Consider the following 18,787-nt stretch of genomic DNA (forward strand, 5'->3'; position numbering starts at 1 on the left):
CCGGATGTCGGAAGGGTTATCGACGTTATACGGAACTATTGGACCTTATTCGCATTATTTGGAATGCATTTCAACGCAGAACGGCTGAATAGCGAATCGTGGTTCCTCAACGACTCGACATAGAGGGAAAACGCGGCACATAGCGTACTTACGTTCCGCCTGACGTGAGACGAGGCAATTTTTAGTCGGAAAACATCCTTTCATACGCAACTACGTTCTGCTATGTCGGGACAGTTAATGCTTGAATCGCCCCGCACGTTTTCTTTCGTTCGGAAACTGCGTCATTCGTCTTCCCCGTTGAATTCGGCCACTCTCGATTCAATAAACCGACGCTCAGTCTCTTTGGAGAGCCGCTCAAGGTTCGGCAAGCGCTCAAGGCCAGCGATAAGATTGCCTCTTCTTTTCACATTTCACGTCAATCCGTCAGCTTACCGGACCAGCCGAACGGAAAGCGCTCGCCGATCGAAACCGGCAGCTTCCCTTGCGGCTGCAGTTCACCGAGCAAAATTGCCGCGAGCGCGCGCATCGTATTCGGCCGATTTTCATAGCAAGCCAAGTAAGCGCCGACCTCCGGAAACGCAAGCAGGTCGAAAGGATTGCGGCCCGCTGCGACGATAAGGCGGACGCCTTCTCGAGCCGCCAGCTCCCGTACGAGACGTGTCTGACCGGAGGAGAACGAAGCGTTGTAGGTAACGAAGACGATTTGCCCGCAGCCTTCGGATTCGGCCAGAACCCGTTCGATCTCCCGTTCGTCCGGCTGTGTGCCGATCCGCTGCTCGAACACTTCGTTCATTGCAGCCTTCAAGTAATAGCCGGCCGTTTCGTCCTGCGGGATGACTTCCTCGACCTCCGTGTTCGCGCGTACCTCCGTCCATACTACGTACGTTTTCACGCGGCGGTCGAGCGGAAGCAGCCCTCCGCTCTTCACGAGCGTCACGCTGCGCTCGCTGGCGCGGCGGGCGACCCGCAGCCGCTCCGCGCAGCCGATCGCGGCCAGCTCCTCTGCGCCGCCGCTGCTGCCAGAGCCGCCGGCTTCGCCCGCTTCACAGGAGGCCTCCCCGGCCTCCTGCGAAGCTCCCGGCGCCGCAGCCAGGCGCTGCTTCAGCCGTGCAAGCCGCTCGAGCGAGCGGTCGATGCGCACTTCGCTGATGCGCCCGCTGAGCACGGCTTCGCGCAGCGCCTCCAGCGCCGCAAGTTGGCGGTCGAAGCGGTGGCTGACCAGAATCAGGTCAGCCCCGGCCTCGACCGCCTGTACGGCGCCCTCCGCGACGCCGATGGTGCCGGCGATCGCGTTCATCTCCAGGCAGTCGGTCACGACGACGCCGTCGTAGCCGAGCTGCCCGCGCAGGAGCCCATCGATGACGTGCGGCGACAAAGTCGACGGCCGCCCGTCCGGCTCCAGCGCCGGAAACAAAACATGCGCCGTCATAATCGCGGCGACGCCCTCTTCGATCGCCTGCCGGAACGGCGCCAGCTCCACCCGGTTCAGCCGTTCCATGTCATGGGCCAGCACCGGCATGGCATGATGCGAATCCATCGCCGTGTCGCCATGCCCGGGAAAATGCTTGGCGGTCGCCGCAACGCCGGCATCCTGGAAGCCGCGGATCGCAGCCAAGCCAAGTTCCCCTACGAGAGCGGGATTTTCGCCGTATGAACGGATACCGATAACCGGGTTATCCGGGTTGCTGTTCACGTCGAGGCATGGAGCGAAATTCATATTGATGCCCATCGCCCGAAGCTCGCTGCCGCTGATATTCGCCGTTTCATAGGCCGCAGCCGGATCGCCGATGGCGCCAAGCGCCATGCTGCCGGGCACAAGCGTCACGCCCCGGTCGATCCGGGCGACCATCCCTCCTTCCTGATCGATCGCCACGAGGAGAGGCAGCGTTGCGCCCGCTTCCTCGTTCAGCTGCTGCAGCTCGGCCGACATTGCCGCCATCTGGCGGACGCCGCTCACATTGCGGCGGAAATAAATAACGCCGCCAATCCGGTAATCCCGGATCAAGGTTTCCATGTGGGCGGACGGTACCGTTCCGTGAAAGCCGCACATGACCAGCTGCCCGATCTTTTCCTGCAAGCTCCAGTCGCGCTTCATACCCGATTGCCTCCTTCGCCTATTCGTGCTTACGATCATCTCCGCCGTCCAAGCTGCCGGCCATCGCCGGCTTCTTGCTTTCGCGGTATTCCGACGGCGTCATGCCCGTATATTTCTGGAACACCTTCGTAAAATATCTGCGCTCCAGATAGCCGACCGCTTCGCCGATTTGCGCGACGCTTCGATCGCTCATCACAAGCAGAGATTTGGCGGTTTCCATCCGGAGCTTCGTCACGTATTCCACGAACGTGATGCCGTAATGCTGCTTGAAGAGCAAGCTGAAATAGCTGCTGCTGATTCCTAAATAATCGGCTACCTCCTCGATGCCGAGGTCCGCCGAAAGTCTTTTGTCGATATAATCCTTCGCCGAAATCATAAGCACCACGCTCGATTTTTTGCCGACGACCACCTGCAAGCATTGATTGATCAGCTCGTTCATGACGACGAGCAAGTCTTTCGACCCTACGCAGCGGCCGAGCTTGCCCCAAATCGATTCCTCTTCAGCCTGGGAGAGCACATCCATCTCCCGCATTTCGCGCAGCAGATGAAGCACGAGAAAATGCAAGATTTGCTGAACCCGCAGCAGCGAAGCATCCGGAATCGTCTTCAAGTGCTGGTTCAGCTTCTGCAGCGCTTCCTCGGTATGGCTGCGGTCGCATTGCTTCAAGCCCGATACCATTCGCTCCACGAGATTCCACAGGAAATCGACCGGCTCCTTCGAGACGCCGAGCTCATCGTCTGCCGCCATCAACAGGCCTTCTCCCGGAGCCAAGCTGACGGCGCGCTGAACGCTCTTGTAGGCTGCAGACAATTGCCCCGCGGCTACCAGTCGCGGATTAATGCCGACGCAGACGCCCAGCTTCACGTTTTGCTTGACCGCCTCCCGCACCTGCTCCGCCCAACGAAGCGCCTGTCCGCCGCCGAAAGCCGCATCGCTTGCGGGATGCTCGATCAGCAGACACCACTCGCCCTCTCGCATCTGCAGCACCGCATATTTTTTCTTTTCATCCTCAAGCGCCTCCTGCAGCACATTGCGAATGGCAAAATTCCACAGCTTGCGTTCCTTCTCGCTCCAACCTACCGAAAGCTGCGAGTACCGGTCGAGATCGACGAGCAGAAGAGCGTATTCCAGCTCCTCCAGCTGCAGCTCCTCTGCCGCGAGCAGGGGATGCGCCGCCACCGACGTATAGTCCATCAGAAAGTCGTACAATATTTTTTCGTAAGCCAAGCTGACGACGCTGCCCCATTTGCGCGCCTCGCTCTTCGCCTCCTGCCTTTTGGTCCGAATCGCCGCGGCCGTTTTACGGACGACTTGTTCCAGCTCCTCGTAATCGATCGGCTTGAGCATGTATTCTTTGACCCCGAAACGCATGACGGAGCGGGCATATTCGAAATCCTGATAGCCGGTCAGCATGACGCATTCGCATTCGCCGTTCAGCTCGCGCAGCTTCTGCACGAACGTAATTCCGTCCATAACCGGCATCCGAATATCGGACAGCACCAAATCCGGCTGATGCGCCTCGGCCATTTCCAGCGCTTTCACCCCGTTGCCGGCGAGCCCGACGATCTCGAAGCCGATTTCCTCCCACGGAATCACCTTCTGCAGATTGCGCAAAATGTTGATTTCATCGTCCACCAAGAGTGCCTTCAACATGTCATCACTCCTCATTCAACAGCTGTATTTGCCGCTATCCTGCCACTTTCCCCTCTCCGTCGATCGCCGGTATCGTGCACTTGATGATCGTACCGTGCCCCGGCCGGCTGCATAGCAGCAAACCGTAGCCGGGTCCGAAATGAATCCGTATCCGGTCCGCGACATTGTTGACGCCTAGACCGTGCCGTTCCCCGAACGGATACGTTACCTTCGCATCCAAGAGCGACTGGTTCATCGCGGTTGCATACTGGAACGCAGTCAGCCGCTCCGGCGGAATACCGATGCCGTTATCCTCCACATAGAAGACGAGATTGCCCGCTTCCAGCCTGACCCGGATCCGAATCAAACCTTTATATTCGATCCCTTCGAAACCGTGCTGAATGCAGTTTTCCACAAGCGGCTGGAGCGTCAGCTTCTGAACCGTATAGTGCATAAGCTCCTCGGGAACGTCCAGCTCGTATTCGAACAAATCCTCGAAGCGGTAGCTTTGAATTTCCATATAGCTGGTTAAATGCTCCAGCTCCTGGCGGACCGATATTTCTTCCTTGTGATGGATGCTGATACGCAAAATATTGCCGAGCCGCCTTACCATCTGGCTGACCTTGCGCCCTTCGTTCTGCACCGCCAAAATATTGATCGATTCCAGCGTGTTGAACAGGAAATGCGGTTTGATTTGGGCCTGGAGCAGCATAAGCTCGGCTTTGTTCTTGCGCTCTTGCTCCCGCTTGATCTCGCTCAGAAGATCGCTGATCCGCTCCGCCATACTGTTGAAGCCTCTGGACAGAACGGACGTTTCGTCCTCCGACTGCGCCTTCACGCGAATCGACAAGTCGCCGAGCTCCACCCGTTTCATTGCGCCTACCACTCGTAAAATAAACCGGATAATCCGATTGACGAACACGAAATTAAATATAAACGCAAACCCAAGGATAACCGTCAGGAAAAAAGCAATCCAGCCCATCACCGTCGTCAGCTGCCCGCTGACATCGTCAAGCGGCGTTATCGAAACGACGCTCCAGCCGGCCGCGCCCAAATCCTCAAGTTCGAGCGATTGGAACGACACAATGCTCGGCTTTTCGCCGAACTCCAGCTTTTCGCTTTCAAACGAATGGGACGGCTTTCGCGAGCCTTTGATCGTCTGGTATAAATTTTTCCCTTGCAGCTCCTGATTGTTATTATCGTAATGAACAAGACCGTCGGGGCCCATCAGCAGAAACCGCCTGTTGCTGGAGCTGCCCGTGTTGTACAAATTAAAAATGTTCTCCAGCTCGCCGAATTGAACCTGAAGCAGCATGATGCCGCGATCCTCTAAATTATAAAAATCTTTGACCAGGCGCACCTGGTAATAGTACGAGCCTTCGAGCCCGAGCTCGGGACGCTCCGTCGGTCCGATCCATCTGGGAGTCCCGTTCCGTGCGAGCACCTCGTCGTAGACGGGGCTTTCCTTCAATTTGTCGAACGAAATAAGCCGCTTATTCAAATTGCTGGCTGCGTAGGAGGAGCCTGAGCTCGAGAAGAGCGCGACGGATACGATCGGCTGGTAGGTCAGCACCGTCTGCCGGATGTTGCGCTCGAACGACGAATTCAGCTCGTTTCTTTCCTCCGTAGGCTGGCTACGCCAGTACATTTCCTTGTAAATCCCTTGAATTTCGCCTCGCATGATCGCATAATAGTCCGAAAAATAATTCGCTTCCTTCAAGACGTACCGGATGTTCCGGCCGATCGCCTTGAGCGTCAGCTCGTTCTGCTCGCTGAATTTCGTTTCGATCAGCCTTTGCGAAAGCGTGAAGCTGCCCCAGCTTAACGCAAGCAGAGGCAGGATGATGAAAATGAGGAACGCTCCGAATATTTTTTTCTTAAGGCTCATTCCTCATCATGCTCCTCTTCCGCTGCTTACCCCTTGACGCTTCCCGCAGCAACGCCTTCGATGATTTTCTTCTGCAAAACGGCATATACGATAATAACCGGCACGCTGCTGATCATGACCGCCGCGCTCATCGCTCCGTAGTTGAAGTTGAATTTGTCCATAAACGCGACCACCGCGACCGGCAAAGTGCGCAGGCTTTCCCCCGACAGGAGCAGGCTCGCCAAAATATACTCGTTCCAATGACTGATGAAATTGATGATGAACACCGTGACGAGCGTGGGCATCGTCAAAGGCAGAATGATTCGTCCCAACAAGCCGAACACCGAAAGCCCGTCCATAATGCCGGCTTCCTCCAGTTCCTTCGGAACCGATTTAAGAAACGCCGCGATGACGAATACCGATAGCGGAATGCCGAATGCCGTGTAAGGAACGATCAAAGCGAACGGCGTATTATAGAGGCCGAGATTTTTGATCATGATATACAGCGGAATCAATAGCGATACCGGCGAAATGAGCAGGGAAAGCAGCAGCAGCCCGTACGTGATTTTGCTGAGGGCCGGAAACTTCATCCGGGTAACCGCGTACGCGATTCCCAGCGCGAGCAGGATCGATACGGTCGTCGCGGTCGTCGCGATGTACAGACTGTTAAAGAAAAACTTGCCGATTTTGGCGCTCGTAAAAGCTTTCGTGTAATTTTCGAGACTGAAGCTTTCGGGCAAGCTCCACGGATTCGTGACGATTTCCGAATTCCCCTTAAACGAAGAGTTCAGGACGAAGAACAGCGGATACAGGATAATCAACAGATAAGGCAGGAGCACCAGGTGCGGGAATATGTTCGTACGCCTTTTCATCTTAGTATTCGACCTCCTGCGACCTTCTGGTAATGAGATGGAAAATGAGGGTGAGCACGCATGTCAGTACAAAAATAACGATGGAAATCGCCGTGGCGTAGCCGTATTGTGACATCGAATACGCTTGCTTGTACATGTAGGTTCCCATGACCTCGGAGCTTCCGAACGGTCCGCCCGCCGTCATGATCAGAACGATGTCGATCGCATTCATGGCGCCCGTGATCGAAAGCAGCAGAATGACGAGAATGATCGGACGAATGAGCGGGATGATAATGTATCGGGCTTTCCGCCAGCCTACCGCGCCGTCGATTTCGCCGGCCTCCTGCATTTCCTTCGAAATGCCGAAGATCGCCGCAAGCACGAGCACGATATAGAAACCGAACCACTGCCAGGAGTTCGTGACCAGAATGGCCAGGAACGCGAAGTTTTCTTCGCCCAGCCAGCCTTTGGTCCATGATTCCAAACCAACCAGCCTCAAAATCTGGTTGACCAGACCCGCATCCGGATGATAGATAAACTTCCAGATTACGCCGACAACCGCTGTGGACAAAATGCTCGGCATAAACACGGTCGTTTTATAAAAGTCCATAAACTTGCGTACGTTGCTAAGAATAATCGACAAAATGACGATGATCGGAATTTGCACGAAGGATGAGAACAGCACGAAAATCAGATTGTTTTTAAGCGCCGTCAAAAACTTCTCGTCCTGCACGGCTTTCACGAAATTGTCGAGGCCGGTAAAGACCGGTTCGTTGATTCCGTTCCAGCTCGTAACCGAATACCGCAGGGAGCTAAGGAGCGGTACGATATAGAATGTGATGTACAGAGCCATCGCCGGCAAAATAAAAATCGCATAGGCATATGGATTGCGCATGACTTTATTCATGATAGACCTCCTTAAACGTTTTCCGGAGGAAAACGACTTCGTAAGCATCAGCTGTTTTCTGAAGGAAAATCGCTTCGTAAGCATCGGCTGCTCCAAGAATGGATAACGGCTTCGTCTCCAGAAGCTGTTTACCGATAGAAAACGATTTCGTAAGCATCCGTTGTCTTATTGGTGAGTGTGGCCGGAGGTCCTAACGCTCGTTTAGCGTGAAGCGGGCACCACCGCAATCGTGTGGCGCCCGACCTTTCGTGCCTTCTTCGCTATTTCGCTTTGTTTGCTTCGTCTTGCGCTTTTTGCATTTTTTCAGCCGCTTTGTCAGCCGTTACTTTGCCGCCCATCAGCTCTTCCATCGTTTCTTCCAGCGTTTTCTTCACGGATGCTTGCACGAGTGCGTCGAATGCCGGGAAGGCGCCTTTTTTAGCGGAGCTTTGGCCTTTCACCACATCGGCGACAAGCCCTTTCACATCGCCCGGATCGGCAAGCTTCATGGCCGGGATACGGCCGGAGTTTTTCAGCTCGCGTTTTTGGTTTTCGTCGTTGAAGAAATTTTTGATGAACGCTTTGACCGCTTTCAGCTCGTTCTCGTTAAGCTTGCTGGAGAAGCCGTAGCCGTTGGAGAAGCCGCCGTTGATGTAGTCGTCGCCTTTGCCGCCCACGTTCGGGAAGTTAAAGAAGCTGACGTTGTCTTTGATCGTCGATTTCTCGCCTGTGATTCCTGCGATTGCCCAGCTTCCGTCCATCAGCATGGCCGCTTGGCCGGTGTAGAACTTCGCTTGGCCGTCCGGATATTTCATCGCGATGACGTTTTTGTCGATGTAGCCTTTTTGTTTCAGCTCTTCAAGCTTTTTGAAAGCGTCGACAACTGCCGCATCCGTCCATTTCGATTTGCCTGTCGCGAACCCTTCTTGCTGCTCCGGTCCGCCGTTGCGAACGAACAGGGTGTTGGCCAGCATGTTGATTACCCAGCCGTCTCCGCCTCCGCCGCCCATGGCGATCGGAACGATGCCCTTCGCTTTAAGCGCTTCGCAAACCTTGAGGAATTCGTCCCACGTTTTCGGCACTTGCACGCCGGCGTCGGCGAACATTTTCGTATTGTAGAACACGCCTTCTACGAAGCCGGAATCCGGAAGGCCGTAGATTTTGCCGTCTACCGTAAATTCGCTGAGGTTTAAGAACTTGTCTTTCAAGCCAAGCTCGGTCAGAATCGGAGTCAGGTCGAGCAGACGGCCCGCTTTCGAATAGTTCTTCGTATCATCACCGCCGAACAAGTTGAAGATCGGAGGCGGGTTGCCGGCAGCCATTTCGGCTTTCAGCTTCTGGTCGCGGTTCACGACGTCGTCCACGCCGTCAAGCTCGAATTTCAAGCCCGGCACTTGGGATTCGGTCGTTTTGACCACGTCTTGCAGAAGAGCGAGCGTGTTTTTCGCCGTGTCGCGGATGTTAATGTGGCGAATCGTCATTTTGAAATCTTTCGGTTTCTCGGACTCTGCCGGTTTCACCGAAGCCGAAGGAGATGCCGAAGGAGAATTGGACGCTGCGTTCTTATTGTCGTTGCTGCCGCTTCCGCATCCTACTGCCGTTGCCGCCATCGTGAGTGCCATCGTGAGGGATAACATCGTTTTCTTCTTATTCATTTGCGGTGACCTCCTATTTTTCGTTTGCTTGGTTTCGCTTACATTTTGATTATAGGAAGAACGGCGCATTCCTCACAGACGGACATTTCGCGAAAAGAGGGATAAAATTCTCTACTCCGTCTCCGCTTAACGAAGCTCCGAAGCGTAGACCCGGTTCTTTGCGGGGAGCCCCTAAGAGCACAAAGTGCCCCTTATGATTGGGACAATAATTGCATAAGAAAGCGGCTAATATGCGCAACCGGAGCAGGGGGTATCCGTCTCCACCTCCGTGAAAGTCGTATCCTTTTGATTACACGCAAGGAAAGGATACGACATTCAAGTCGGCCGCCAGGTTTTTCCGCCGCATACCCCCTACTCCTTTGCCGAGTATTAGGCACCCCAGCAACTTTCCCCGGCACAATCAAAAAAGCTGTCCCAAACATCGGGACAGCTTTCGTTTTAGGGGCGGGCAAATGCAGCGGCCGCCGGGGCGGATTCGGCCATAATATCCATAACGCCGCGGAAGACGGCGTTAGCAAGACCGGCTTCGGATGCGTCCGTGTCCGCGATCATGACTGCGGCCGCGAATCGGGGCTCGTCGGTCGGCCCGAAGCCCACGAACCATTGATGAACGAGACTTCCGCTTCCCGTCTGCGCCGTGCCGGACTTTCCTGCCAGCTTCCATTTCGCTTTTTGCAGCGACTTTCCCGTTCCGTGGTCGACGACACCTTGCATCCAAGCGAGCAGCGTCGCAGCCGTCTTGGGTGAAATGCCCGCCATACGGCCGGAAACGGTTTTCTCGGGAAAGGCGTAAAGCAAACGGCCGCTTTGATAGCGAATTTCGGTCACCGCCCGCGGCTCTCGGACGACGCCGCCGTTCAAAAGCGTCACTACCATATTGGCGGCGGCAAGCGGCGTCATCCGGACATCCCGCTGTCCGATTGCCGTCTGGGCGCGTACGCCTTCATCGTTCGGCGGCGTCCCGGGCGCGAACAGCTGACCGCCGTCTTCGCCGTCCAGCTGGCGGAAGGAGGGCTGTCCCGGCGTATCGCCGGTCCATCCGACGGGAAGGAGCACGCCGAGCTTTCGGGCATAGGCCGCGAGCGTCTCGGAGGACAGCCGCTGCATCACTTTTGCAAATGTTATGTTGCACGATTCGGCAAAAGCGTCGGAGAACGTAATGTTCCCGTGTCCGCCCGGGAGCCAGCACGAAAATCCGTACTTGCCGAGCTCGCCCTCGCAGCGGAACACTTCGTTCGGCTTGACGACGCCTTCCTCCAGCGCGGCTGCGGCCACGACCGTCTTAAAAACCGACCCCGGCTCCGCGGCTTGAAGCGCTCGATTCTCCCACCCGCGCTCATCCAGCTTAATGCGATAGGGGTTAAACGCCGGTCTGCTCGACATGGCGACGATATCCGCCGTTTTCGCGTCGAGAACCACGACCGCACCCTTTCTTACGTGAAGCCGGTCAAGCAGCGCTTCAATTTTAGATTCCGCAGGCAGGCTCAATGCGGTGACCACTTTCGTCGGATAATGGACGTTAACCGGTTCGACTAACCGGACATCGAGTCCGGATAGCGGATTGTTCTGCCCGTCGGTAAACAGCGACAGCGTGGTGGGACCGATGCCCTGCACATAGGGCTGAAACGTTTTCTCCAGCCCCGATCCGCCAATGCGGCTTGCCAGCGTAAACTGGCCGCGTGCCAGCTTGTCCGCGTATTCCGCTTGTACGCGTTCGGGGTTTTCGCCGATAAAGCCGATCAGTTGGGACGCAGGGTAGGGCTGAATATAGCGAGACTCGTAGGTCGTTACCGTAATGCCTGGCACGCGAAGCTCTTTTAGCCGCTTCGCTTGAGCGTCCGTGAGCCTTAAGGGGACATCGCGCAGCGATTCGTCGCTTGCGGGGCCGCGGCTTTGCTTGGTCCACCAAGCAGGCTGCTTCAGCCCTTGCAAGAAGCCAAGCCACTCCCTCTCGGACACGCCCAGAATGCCGGCCGCAGCCGCAACGCCAGAGCTCTTTTTGGCCTGTTCCTTATTGGGGAATACCAGCAGGGCAGCGTATCGCTCCCCGGTCAGCGGGAGTCCGCTGCGGTCGTAAAAGCCCCCCCGTCCGCTATCCAGCACGACCCGCTGCTCGCGCTGCTCGACCGAATGGCGGATAAGCGCAGAACTAGCATGTCCGAAGCCGGGTACAACCTGCACCATCAAAAGCCTGACGGCAAGTACGCCCATCATGACGCTTACCGCGAGCAGAACAAACACTATACGCCGTTTATCGAGCATCCTGTTAGCCACTCCGTTTTATGCGATATGTTGATGTTGCTACCAGTATGTACATCGCACACGGGCGGCAAACGGACGTTAGCGAAAACCCCCTTTTCTTAAAAGGAAGCCAGCTTGTCACAGAAACCGTCGCGCTTTCCTGAACAATAAGAAACGGCCCCTAAGGGCCGTTGCATAGATTATGGAATGAAGTCGGCTTTCACGTCGTCGATGAGCGTTTTCTTAATGTGCCTATGCCGTTGAGTTTTGCCAGACCCGTTATTTCTTCTGGTTCGTCGGCCATGCAAACGGGATACCCAGCGCTTTTTTGGCCTCCTGGAACTTCTTGTTCTGATAGTCGTACAGCTTCTGATAGCCAAGCTTGTTCTCCAGCTCGATGCCCTCGTTGTAAAATTTCTCGATGTCGGCGTCGGACTTCGCCAAAATCATTTTGGCTCTTTGCTTGGTTCGGTTCTCTTCGATCTTCGCATTAATCCCCGCTTCCTCCGTCCCGCCAAGCGGCGTGGCCGATTCGAACGGAAGCATGTCATAGGTAAACTCGCCGAAATATTCATTCGCCTTCCGCTTCAGCATTTCGTCTTCCGTGTTCACCACAGGCGCCGTTCGCTGAATCGGTGCCCAGTTGATCAGCCATTCCAGCGTACCGTTCCCATATTTCAGCTTGGCCTTGTTCGCGTCCTCCGCCTTCAGCTTGTTGAACTCGTCCGAAATTTTCACTTTTCCGTTCGCGTCATAGTCCCAAGCTGCGCCTTTCGGTCCGTAATAGACGTTCAAGCTCATTTCTTCCTGCGACAAGTAGTTGAACAGCTTGATGATCCGGTCCGGATTTTTGGCCTTGCTGCTGATCATCGACAATGTCCAGCCGGATGCAGGAACCGGATCCACATAGGGCTTGTTTCCTTTGTCTCCTTTAGTAGGCCCTACATTCACGTACACCGCTTTCGGATCTTTCTGGAACAATCCGCTCCAATTGATGGTCTTGTTCGTCATGGCAAACACGGCTCCGTTTACGACCTTCTCCTGCACTTGGTTTTTGGTCAACGTCTGGCTGTCCTCCGGCATGAGTCCTTCCCGGTACAGACGGTTCAGGAACTTATACGCTTCCAGCGTTTCCGGCGTGCGCTCGCGGTCGATCAGATTGCCCTGCGCATCCTCCCGAGGCGCCCCGAAGAAGTACGAGATGACCCAGCTGTCAAAATATGCGGGCGTCAGCGCAAAGCCGTTATATTTAGTACCCGAATCCTTGACCTTGCGAAGCGCCGCGACCAAGCCTTCCTTCGTTGTGAAATCGTCAGCCTTGATGCCAAGCTGATCCATGATGTCTTTACGGGCATACAAGCCCTGGTTGCTGAGGATACGATCGCCGGGCTTGAACGTTTCCTTAGCCCAGAAATAGCTGGCGTATCCATAGAAATGGCCGTCCGGGTTGCGGAACCAGTCCTGCATCGTTTTGGGCACCTGGAACGACGGGTCGTGCTTCTTAATCAGCTCGTCAAGCGGCGCTACCAAGCCCGATTTCTCGAGCACGCCCCTCTGCGGCGAAGCTTTATCGACCGTGATAACATCCGGGATGTCGCCGGAGGCGATGATAGCGCTAAGCTTGTCGGAATTCCCCGACATGAAATCGATCGAGATGCCGGTGTCTTCCGTAACTTTTTTGTCCAACAGGTTATTTACGGAATCCCAGTTTTTCTTGTAATAGTCTTGGTCGACGAACCAGGTGATCTTGAGCGGCGACTTGTCCTCCGGCTTCTTCGTCGATGCCGCGGACGACGATTCCGACGGCTTCGGGGACGCCGACTGCTGCGCACCTTTATCCTTGTCGGAAGTACATCCCGCCATTAGCGATCCCAGCATCGTAACGGCGAGCGCGGTGCCGTATAAACCCTTCCTGCTTTTCATTCTTTTTTCCTCCCCTTCGTCTATGCTTTATGTTGTTAATTTACAGCATAAGCGTGAGACTTGCATGCTATTTGCCGTAAAGATCAACCTTTCACGGAACCGATAAGAACGCCTTTCACGAAATATTTTTGCAGGAACGGGTAGATAACAAGGATCGGCGCGGTCGTGGCGATCATCATCGCAAGCTTGAGCGTCTCGGGGCTGATCTGCTTCGCTTCCTCCGGAATCATGCTGGCCGCCTGCTCGCCGAACTTTTGCGCGACCGATGAGTCCGTCACGATCCGCATCAGAAATAATTGCACGGGCTCGAGCGATTCCTTCGTCGTGAACAGCATCGCATCCATGTACGAATTCCAATGATACACCCCGTTGAAAAGGGCGATCGCCGCCAAAACCGGCTTCGTAAGCGGCATCACAAGCTGTAGAAATATGCGGTATTCGCCAGCTCCGTCGATTTTGGCCGATTCGATGATCTGCTCGGGAATCGTCCGGAAGAACGACATGACGATAATCATATCCCAGACGCTGAACATCGAAGGAACGATGTACACGAGAAAGTTGTTCAGCAGTCCGAGCTCCTTGTATAGCAAGTAAGTCGGAACGAGTCCGCCGTAGAAAAACATCGTAAACATCATGACGACCAGATACACGCTGCGGCCTGCCAGCGCTTTACGCGACATCCCGTAAGCGACAAGCGCGGTGAACGCTACATGAAGCGCCGTCCCGGCGATCGTCCGTGAAACCGTAATGAAGTAAGCATGGTAGATGGTCGTATCGGAGAAGACCGCGATATAGTTGGATAACGTAAATTCCCTTGGCCAAAAATAAACGCCTCCCCGCATATAGTCAAGTCCTTCGTTGAACGAGCCGACCAGCGCGAACCAGAACGGGGCAAGCGTCGCGATGACAATACCCGCCATGAAGACGATATTGAGCGCGTCGAACCACCTATCTCCTCTTGATCGGATTTTCATCATGATTCCTCCTAAACGTAAGCTGGAGCTTAGAACAGACTGTTGTCCGAAATTTTACGCGACACGTAATTGGCGCCAAACAGCAGGATCAACGCTACAACAGATTTGGCAAGCCCGACCGCCGTCGAATACGAATAGCGCATCTGCTGCAGCCCGACCTTGTACACATAGGTGTCGATCGTTTCGCTAACATCGAGATTAAGCGGGTTCTGCATCACCATAATTTGCTCGAAGCCGGTATTCAGAATCGAACTGACGGCGAAGATCAGCATGATGACGACCGTTCCCATAATGCTCGGAACCGTAATGTGCAGCATTCTCTGGAATCTGCCTGCGCCGTCGATTTTGGCCGCCTCGTACATTTCCTGGTCGACACCCGCGATCGCCGCGATATAAATAATGGCGCCCCAGCCGATCCCCTTCAAGATCTCGGCTCCGACCATGATCCCCCAGAATAGCTCCGGCTTGGCCATGAAATTGATCGGTTCGTCGAGAATGTGCAGCTTGACGAGCAGCAGATTGACGATGCCGTTCGATGGCGAGAGCACCGTCAGGATCAAGCCGCCGAAGATGACCCATGAGACGAAGTGCGGCAGGTACGAAACCGTTTGCACAAATCGCTTGAAGCGCATTTTCGTCAGCTCGTTCAGAAATAGCGCGAAAACGATCGGCGCCGGAAACCCAAGTATCAATCCGAGCAAGTTCATCGCCAGTGTGTTGCGCAAGACGTTCGTGAAATTAGGATCGTTGAAAAACTCGTTGAAATGTGTCCAGCCTGCCCAAGGCGATTTCATAACGCCCAAGAAAAGATCGTATTCCTTGAACGCTATTAAGATCCCGTACATCGGAATATAGGAGAACACGATCAGGAACAATATGCCTGGCCATACCATGCTCTGCAGCGCGAACTGGCTCTTGGACCGCAACCTCCTGCCCGTCGCCGCGATGCCTGCTTGGCGAGAACGACGCTGCGCGCTTACGGCTCTTTCCACTTCCCATTCCCCCTGTGTCGTTACCTTAGCCGGATCGACTACGGACAACGTTCTCTGTTTGATGCTCCCGTTCCGAACCGCGGGTCGTTTTCTCGTCAGCTAAGCGACTGCGGAAGCATAAACCTACTATACGTTTTGAAAGCGCTTATAAAAATACCGCCATTTTTGTTTTGATACCTTCATTTTGGATGATCGGGCAGCGAGAAAGGTTTCGCGTTCCGGTTGTCGAATACTGTGATTAACGACCCCCATCCGGAAAGAAGGTTTGCCGTTGCGCCGTTCCTTGAACGCCATGAGCATCAAAAGCAAAGTAACGCTCGCTTTCGTATTCTTGATTATGCTTCCATTTAGCGCACTCGGGCTGTACTCCTACGACCAAGCTCAGCGATCTATGAAATCCCAATTGATCTCCAATTCGCAGACGACACTCAAGCAGGTCAAATATACGATCGAGAACAAAATCGACTTGATTGAAAGCGTCAGCAACAACATTACGTACAATTACCGGCTGCAGCTGTTTTTAGGAGACCCTTTCTCCCCTGACGGAAATTCGATCGAAACGTATTTCAGCTATGCGGCGCCGCTCGTTAATTACGCGATGCTGTTTCAAAAAATCAATACGGACAAAATTTCCGTTTACATGAGCAACGAAACGATTCCCGAGGGCTTCGGCGCCTTTTACCACGAAAATAAGGCAAGTCAAGAGCCATGGTACGAAGCGTTCAAGCGTTCGGACCAAAAGTTCCTGTGGGTGCTGCGCGAAAGCCCGGATAGCGGACAAACGTTCAGCTTTGTGCAGAAAATGATTTCCATCGAGGGGAAAGATCTCGGCATGACGGTCGTTGACGTAAGGTTGAGCGACCTTCTGGCCCCCGTTTCCGGCACGAACGATCCGAGTCACGCCATCGTCGTATCGGATGAACGGCACCGCGTAATCTTTTCCTCAGGAGAACCGAGACCGCCGGCTGCCTTATCCGGGACGGTTATGCAAACGCTCTCGAATGGCTACTCCACGCAAGACGGTATGTTGTATGTCGGCGAATTGCTCAAAGGCGTCCGCCTTTCCATCCTCTTGGCCATTCCGCTGCCAAAAACAGCGGGTTCTCTCCAGGTAGCGACGAATTTAGCTTTTATTTCGGCCATGGTCGTACTGCTATTGGCTTTTTACTCGGTGTTGAAGATGGTCTTGCGTAAAATGAAAACAAGCATCAAACAGATGGATCAGGCGATCGGCAGCGGCTTCCGGCCTATCCTCATCGATCGGAAGGACGAATTCGGCGTCATCTCGGAAAAGTTCAACATCCTTCTTGATAAAATCACCGTGTTAATGAGCGACATGATCAAAAAAGAGACGATGCATAAGGACGCCCAACTGATTGCTCTGCAGTCGCAAATCAACCCGCATTTCATCTACAACACGCTCGATATTTTTAGCGCGAAGATGGAGCTCGCCGGACAATTCGACGTGTCGGATGCGATGGCCGATTTTGGCAAAATGATGCGCTACAACATGGACGGCAAATCGAAATTCACGACGCTGGAAGCGGAAATCCGTTATTTGGAGCAATACATGAATTTGCAGAAGGTCAAATTCGGAGACAGCGTCCGGTTTCGCGTTAATGTTCCGGACAGACTGCTTCCATTCAAAATGATCAAGTTCATTCTTCAGCCGATCGTCGAGAACAGCATGAAGCACGGCTTTGCCAATCGGCAAACGCTTGACGTGGACATCGATATTTGGCTGCAGTCCGAAAGCTGCATCTGCGTGTCCGTCCGCGACAATGGAGCCGGCATAGCTCCCGAACGGCTTACGGCTATCAATGAACAATTTCGCACATCCGTTTACGCCGCCAAAAGCAGCGAGTTTAGGGAAGGAATCGGCCTCGGCAACATCAATGAGCGGCTGAAGCTGTATTACGGAGAGGACTATCCGATAAGGATGAATAGCGAACACGGCCTGTTTGCTCAGACGGTATTGACCATTCCATACGACGAGACGGGAGAGGAAGAAAGCGATGTACACGGTATTAATCGTCGATGATGAAGTGCTGATTTGCGACGGCGTAAAGGCTAAGCTCGAACGCGCCGGGATTCCCGAGATAGACGCCATTCATACCGCATACGGAGGACTGCAAGGACTGCAATCGGCCAGAGCCATTATGCCGCACATCGTCATAACCGATATACGAATGCCCGACATGGACGGGATTAGCTTGATCAAGGAACTTGCCGCCTCGCTTCCGCGGACGAAATTCATCATGCTGAGCGGGTATGACGACTACGCTTACGTACGCGAAGCATTTAAATACGGAGCGATCGACTACTTGCTTAAGCCTGCGGGCTCGGCGGAGCTGGCCAAACAAGTGCAGACGGCAATTGCCGCAATCGAGGAGCATAGCCTTCTGGCCCGAAGAGACGAGAGAAATCGGCAGGATGAGCAAACGCTGCTCGCCGCCCGATTGAATATGCTGCTAAACGGTTCGGTCCGATTGCATACGGACTCTGACCCTGCGGAGCATCGTTCTCGGCATAGCATGGATTCCGGCCCGAATCCGCCGCTTGAAGCCTACTTCTTACACGCCCGTTTTGCCGTCTCCCTATTGGCGATCAACGACAACCCCTTTAACGGAAATGACCTGAAACGTTCAAATGCTTGCTTCGAGCATCTCGTTCAAGAAGCAGGCATCCATAATCAGCTGCGGTTTTTGGCGTTTCATAATATGCAGGGGGCCGTTAGCGTCATATTCAACTTCACGGAGCATGTGCCGCTCGATTTGGTTGTCACGCTGCTAGGGAACGCTACTATGCAATTGGGAACGCATGCTCAAGCACGCCCTGCCGCTTCGATTAGCGGACTTGGCGAGCGTCTCAGCGAATTGCCGGGGCTTTACAAGCAGGCGGTGCATGCGATGTCGTATCGAATATTGAGAGAACCAAGCGAAGTGCTAAGATTCGCAGAACCCATACGCCGCCATGAGTCAGCTCTCCCGGACAGAAAAGACATTGAGGAGCTTCGGCAAGCTGTCGATACGCTTCGCTTGGAGCGGATCGGCGATTGGATCGACCGATGGTTTGACGATAACCGAAGGAGCAGTATATCCCTCGAACAACTTAAAGCGCTATACGACCTCCTGATGACCGAAATTCACCGACACGTTAACGGCCGTCTGCTTTTCGAGGAAAGCGAGCAAGCTCATGCCTTCGGTACGTTCCATTCGTTAAGCGATCTCCGTCATTACTTGAAGGGCTACGCCTTCAATGCCAAACAAATCGTGATGGAACGCTCAAGCCATGACGGAACCGTCATCGCTGTCGCCGAGTCGATCGTTCGCGAGCAATACAGCCGCGACCTCCAGCTCGCCGAGGTGGCAAACCGCGTATCCATGAACTATTCCTATTTCAGCAAGCTGTTTAAAGAGCGAACCGGTTTGACATTCACCTCCTATCTGATTAAGATCCGCATGGAAGAAGCGCAAAAGCTGCTGAAGAACCCTACGCTGCGGATCAATGAAATATCCGAGATGGTCGGTTACGGAAATCTGTACCATTTCTCCCGCGCATTCAAAAACTATTTCGGCGTTTCGCCCAAAGAGCACAGGAAAACAATGCAATAACATAAAGGAATTCCCCGTTTATTCCTGCTTGAAACAGAAATAAACCGTCCTGCCAG

General features: G+C 54.2%; 12 protein-coding genes. 2 read left to right on the forward strand and 10 right to left on the reverse strand.

Annotated features, from left to right (window positions below):
- Positions 1–415 precede the first annotated feature (415 nt).
- The 10 genes from nagZ to ACKGJP_RS25430 form a co-directional block, all read right to left on the reverse strand.
- Positions 416–2,095 (reverse strand): beta-N-acetylhexosaminidase, encoded by a 1,680-nt coding sequence (gene nagZ / locus ACKGJP_RS25385; protein ID WP_409341572.1) that lies wholly within the window; start codon positions 2,093–2,095, stop codon positions 416–418.
- Between the two features lie 19 nt (positions 2,096–2,114).
- On the reverse strand, positions 2,115–3,749 hold the full coding sequence (locus tag ACKGJP_RS25390; protein WP_409341573.1) for a response regulator: 1,635 nt from the start codon (positions 3,747–3,749) through the stop codon (positions 2,115–2,117).
- A gap of 34 nt (positions 3,750–3,783) precedes the next feature.
- Positions 3,784–5,616, reverse strand: a complete 1,833-nt coding sequence (locus tag ACKGJP_RS25395) for a sensor histidine kinase (protein ID WP_409341574.1) — start codon at positions 5,614–5,616, stop codon at positions 3,784–3,786.
- Between the two features lie 26 nt (positions 5,617–5,642).
- A complete protein-coding gene (locus tag ACKGJP_RS25400; RefSeq protein WP_409341575.1) occupies positions 5,643–6,467 on the reverse strand; it encodes a carbohydrate ABC transporter permease in 825 nt (274 codons plus the stop codon).
- 1 nt (position 6,468) lies between these two features.
- Positions 6,469–7,353 carry a carbohydrate ABC transporter permease gene (locus ACKGJP_RS25405; protein WP_409341576.1) on the reverse strand — a complete coding sequence of 295 codons (885 nt, stop codon included), beginning with the start codon at positions 7,351–7,353 and terminating at the stop codon, positions 6,469–6,471.
- 260 nt (positions 7,354–7,613) lie between these two features.
- A complete protein-coding gene (locus ACKGJP_RS25410) occupies positions 7,614–8,987 on the reverse strand; it encodes an extracellular solute-binding protein (RefSeq protein WP_409341577.1) in 1,374 nt (457 codons plus the stop codon).
- 438 nt (positions 8,988–9,425) lie between these two features.
- The gene (locus ACKGJP_RS25415) at positions 9,426–11,249 is read right to left on the reverse strand and encodes a peptidoglycan D,D-transpeptidase FtsI family protein (protein ID WP_409341578.1); all 1,824 of its coding nucleotides are present in this window, start codon (positions 11,247–11,249) and stop codon (positions 9,426–9,428) included.
- 258 nt (positions 11,250–11,507) lie between these two features.
- On the reverse strand, positions 11,508–13,151 hold the full coding sequence (locus tag ACKGJP_RS25420) for a hypothetical protein (protein WP_409341579.1): 1,644 nt from the start codon (positions 13,149–13,151) through the stop codon (positions 11,508–11,510).
- Between the two features lie 83 nt (positions 13,152–13,234).
- Positions 13,235–14,128: a carbohydrate ABC transporter permease gene (locus ACKGJP_RS25425; RefSeq protein ID WP_409341580.1), complete on the reverse strand. Its 894-nt coding sequence runs from the start codon at positions 14,126–14,128 to the stop codon at positions 13,235–13,237.
- Between the two features lie 26 nt (positions 14,129–14,154).
- Positions 14,155–15,117 carry an ABC transporter permease gene (locus ACKGJP_RS25430; RefSeq protein ID WP_409341581.1) on the reverse strand — a complete coding sequence of 321 codons (963 nt, stop codon included), beginning with the start codon at positions 15,115–15,117 and terminating at the stop codon, positions 14,155–14,157.
- 271 nt (positions 15,118–15,388) lie between these two features.
- Here ACKGJP_RS25430 and ACKGJP_RS25435 point away from each other — a divergent pair, with 271 nt between their 5' ends.
- Both ACKGJP_RS25435 and ACKGJP_RS25440 read left to right on the forward strand, forming a co-directional pair.
- The gene (locus tag ACKGJP_RS25435) at positions 15,389–17,158 is read left to right on the forward strand and encodes a sensor histidine kinase (protein ID WP_409341582.1); all 1,770 of its coding nucleotides are present in this window, start codon (positions 15,389–15,391) and stop codon (positions 17,156–17,158) included.
- On the forward strand, positions 17,133–18,731 hold the full coding sequence (locus ACKGJP_RS25440; RefSeq protein WP_409341583.1) for a response regulator: 1,599 nt from the start codon (positions 17,133–17,135) through the stop codon (positions 18,729–18,731). The genes ACKGJP_RS25435 and ACKGJP_RS25440 overlap by 26 nt, the downstream gene beginning before the upstream one ends.
- The last annotated feature ends 56 nt before the right edge of the window (positions 18,732–18,787 follow it).

It is taken from the genome of Paenibacillus litoralis (genome assembly GCF_046244365.1).
Lineage (GTDB): Bacteria > Bacillota > Bacilli > Paenibacillales > NBRC-103111 > Paenibacillus_V.

What these genes read in the sequence shown, in the direction of transcription:
- ACKGJP_RS25405 (WP_409341576.1), bottom strand. Translation starts at nt 7,353, where the DNA reads ATGAATAAAGTCATGCGCAATCCATATGCCTATGCGATTTTTATTTTG.
- ACKGJP_RS25415 (WP_409341578.1), bottom strand. Translation starts at nt 11,249, where the DNA reads ATGCTCGATAAACGGCGTATAGTGTTTGTTCTGCTCGCGGTAAGCGTC.
- ACKGJP_RS25420 (WP_409341579.1), bottom strand. Translation starts at nt 13,151, where the DNA reads ATGAAAAGCAGGAAGGGTTTATACGGCACCGCGCTCGCCGTTACGATG.
- ACKGJP_RS25400 (WP_409341575.1), bottom strand. Translation starts at nt 6,467, where the DNA reads ATGAAAAGGCGTACGAACATATTCCCGCACCTGGTGCTCCTGCCTTAT.
- ACKGJP_RS25395 (WP_409341574.1), bottom strand. Translation starts at nt 5,616, where the DNA reads ATGAGCCTTAAGAAAAAAATATTCGGAGCGTTCCTCATTTTCATCATC.
- ACKGJP_RS25410 (WP_409341577.1), bottom strand. Translation starts at nt 8,987, where the DNA reads ATGAATAAGAAGAAAACGATGTTATCCCTCACGATGGCACTCACGATG.
- nagZ (WP_409341572.1), bottom strand. Translation starts at nt 2,095, where the DNA reads ATGAAGCGCGACTGGAGCTTGCAGGAAAAGATCGGGCAGCTGGTCATG.
- ACKGJP_RS25425 (WP_409341580.1), bottom strand. Translation starts at nt 14,128, where the DNA reads ATGATGAAAATCCGATCAAGAGGAGATAGGTGGTTCGACGCGCTCAAT.
- ACKGJP_RS25440 (WP_409341583.1), top strand. Translation starts at nt 17,133, where the DNA reads ATGTACACGGTATTAATCGTCGATGATGAAGTGCTGATTTGCGACGGC.
- ACKGJP_RS25390 (WP_409341573.1), bottom strand. Translation starts at nt 3,749, where the DNA reads ATGTTGAAGGCACTCTTGGTGGACGATGAAATCAACATTTTGCGCAAT.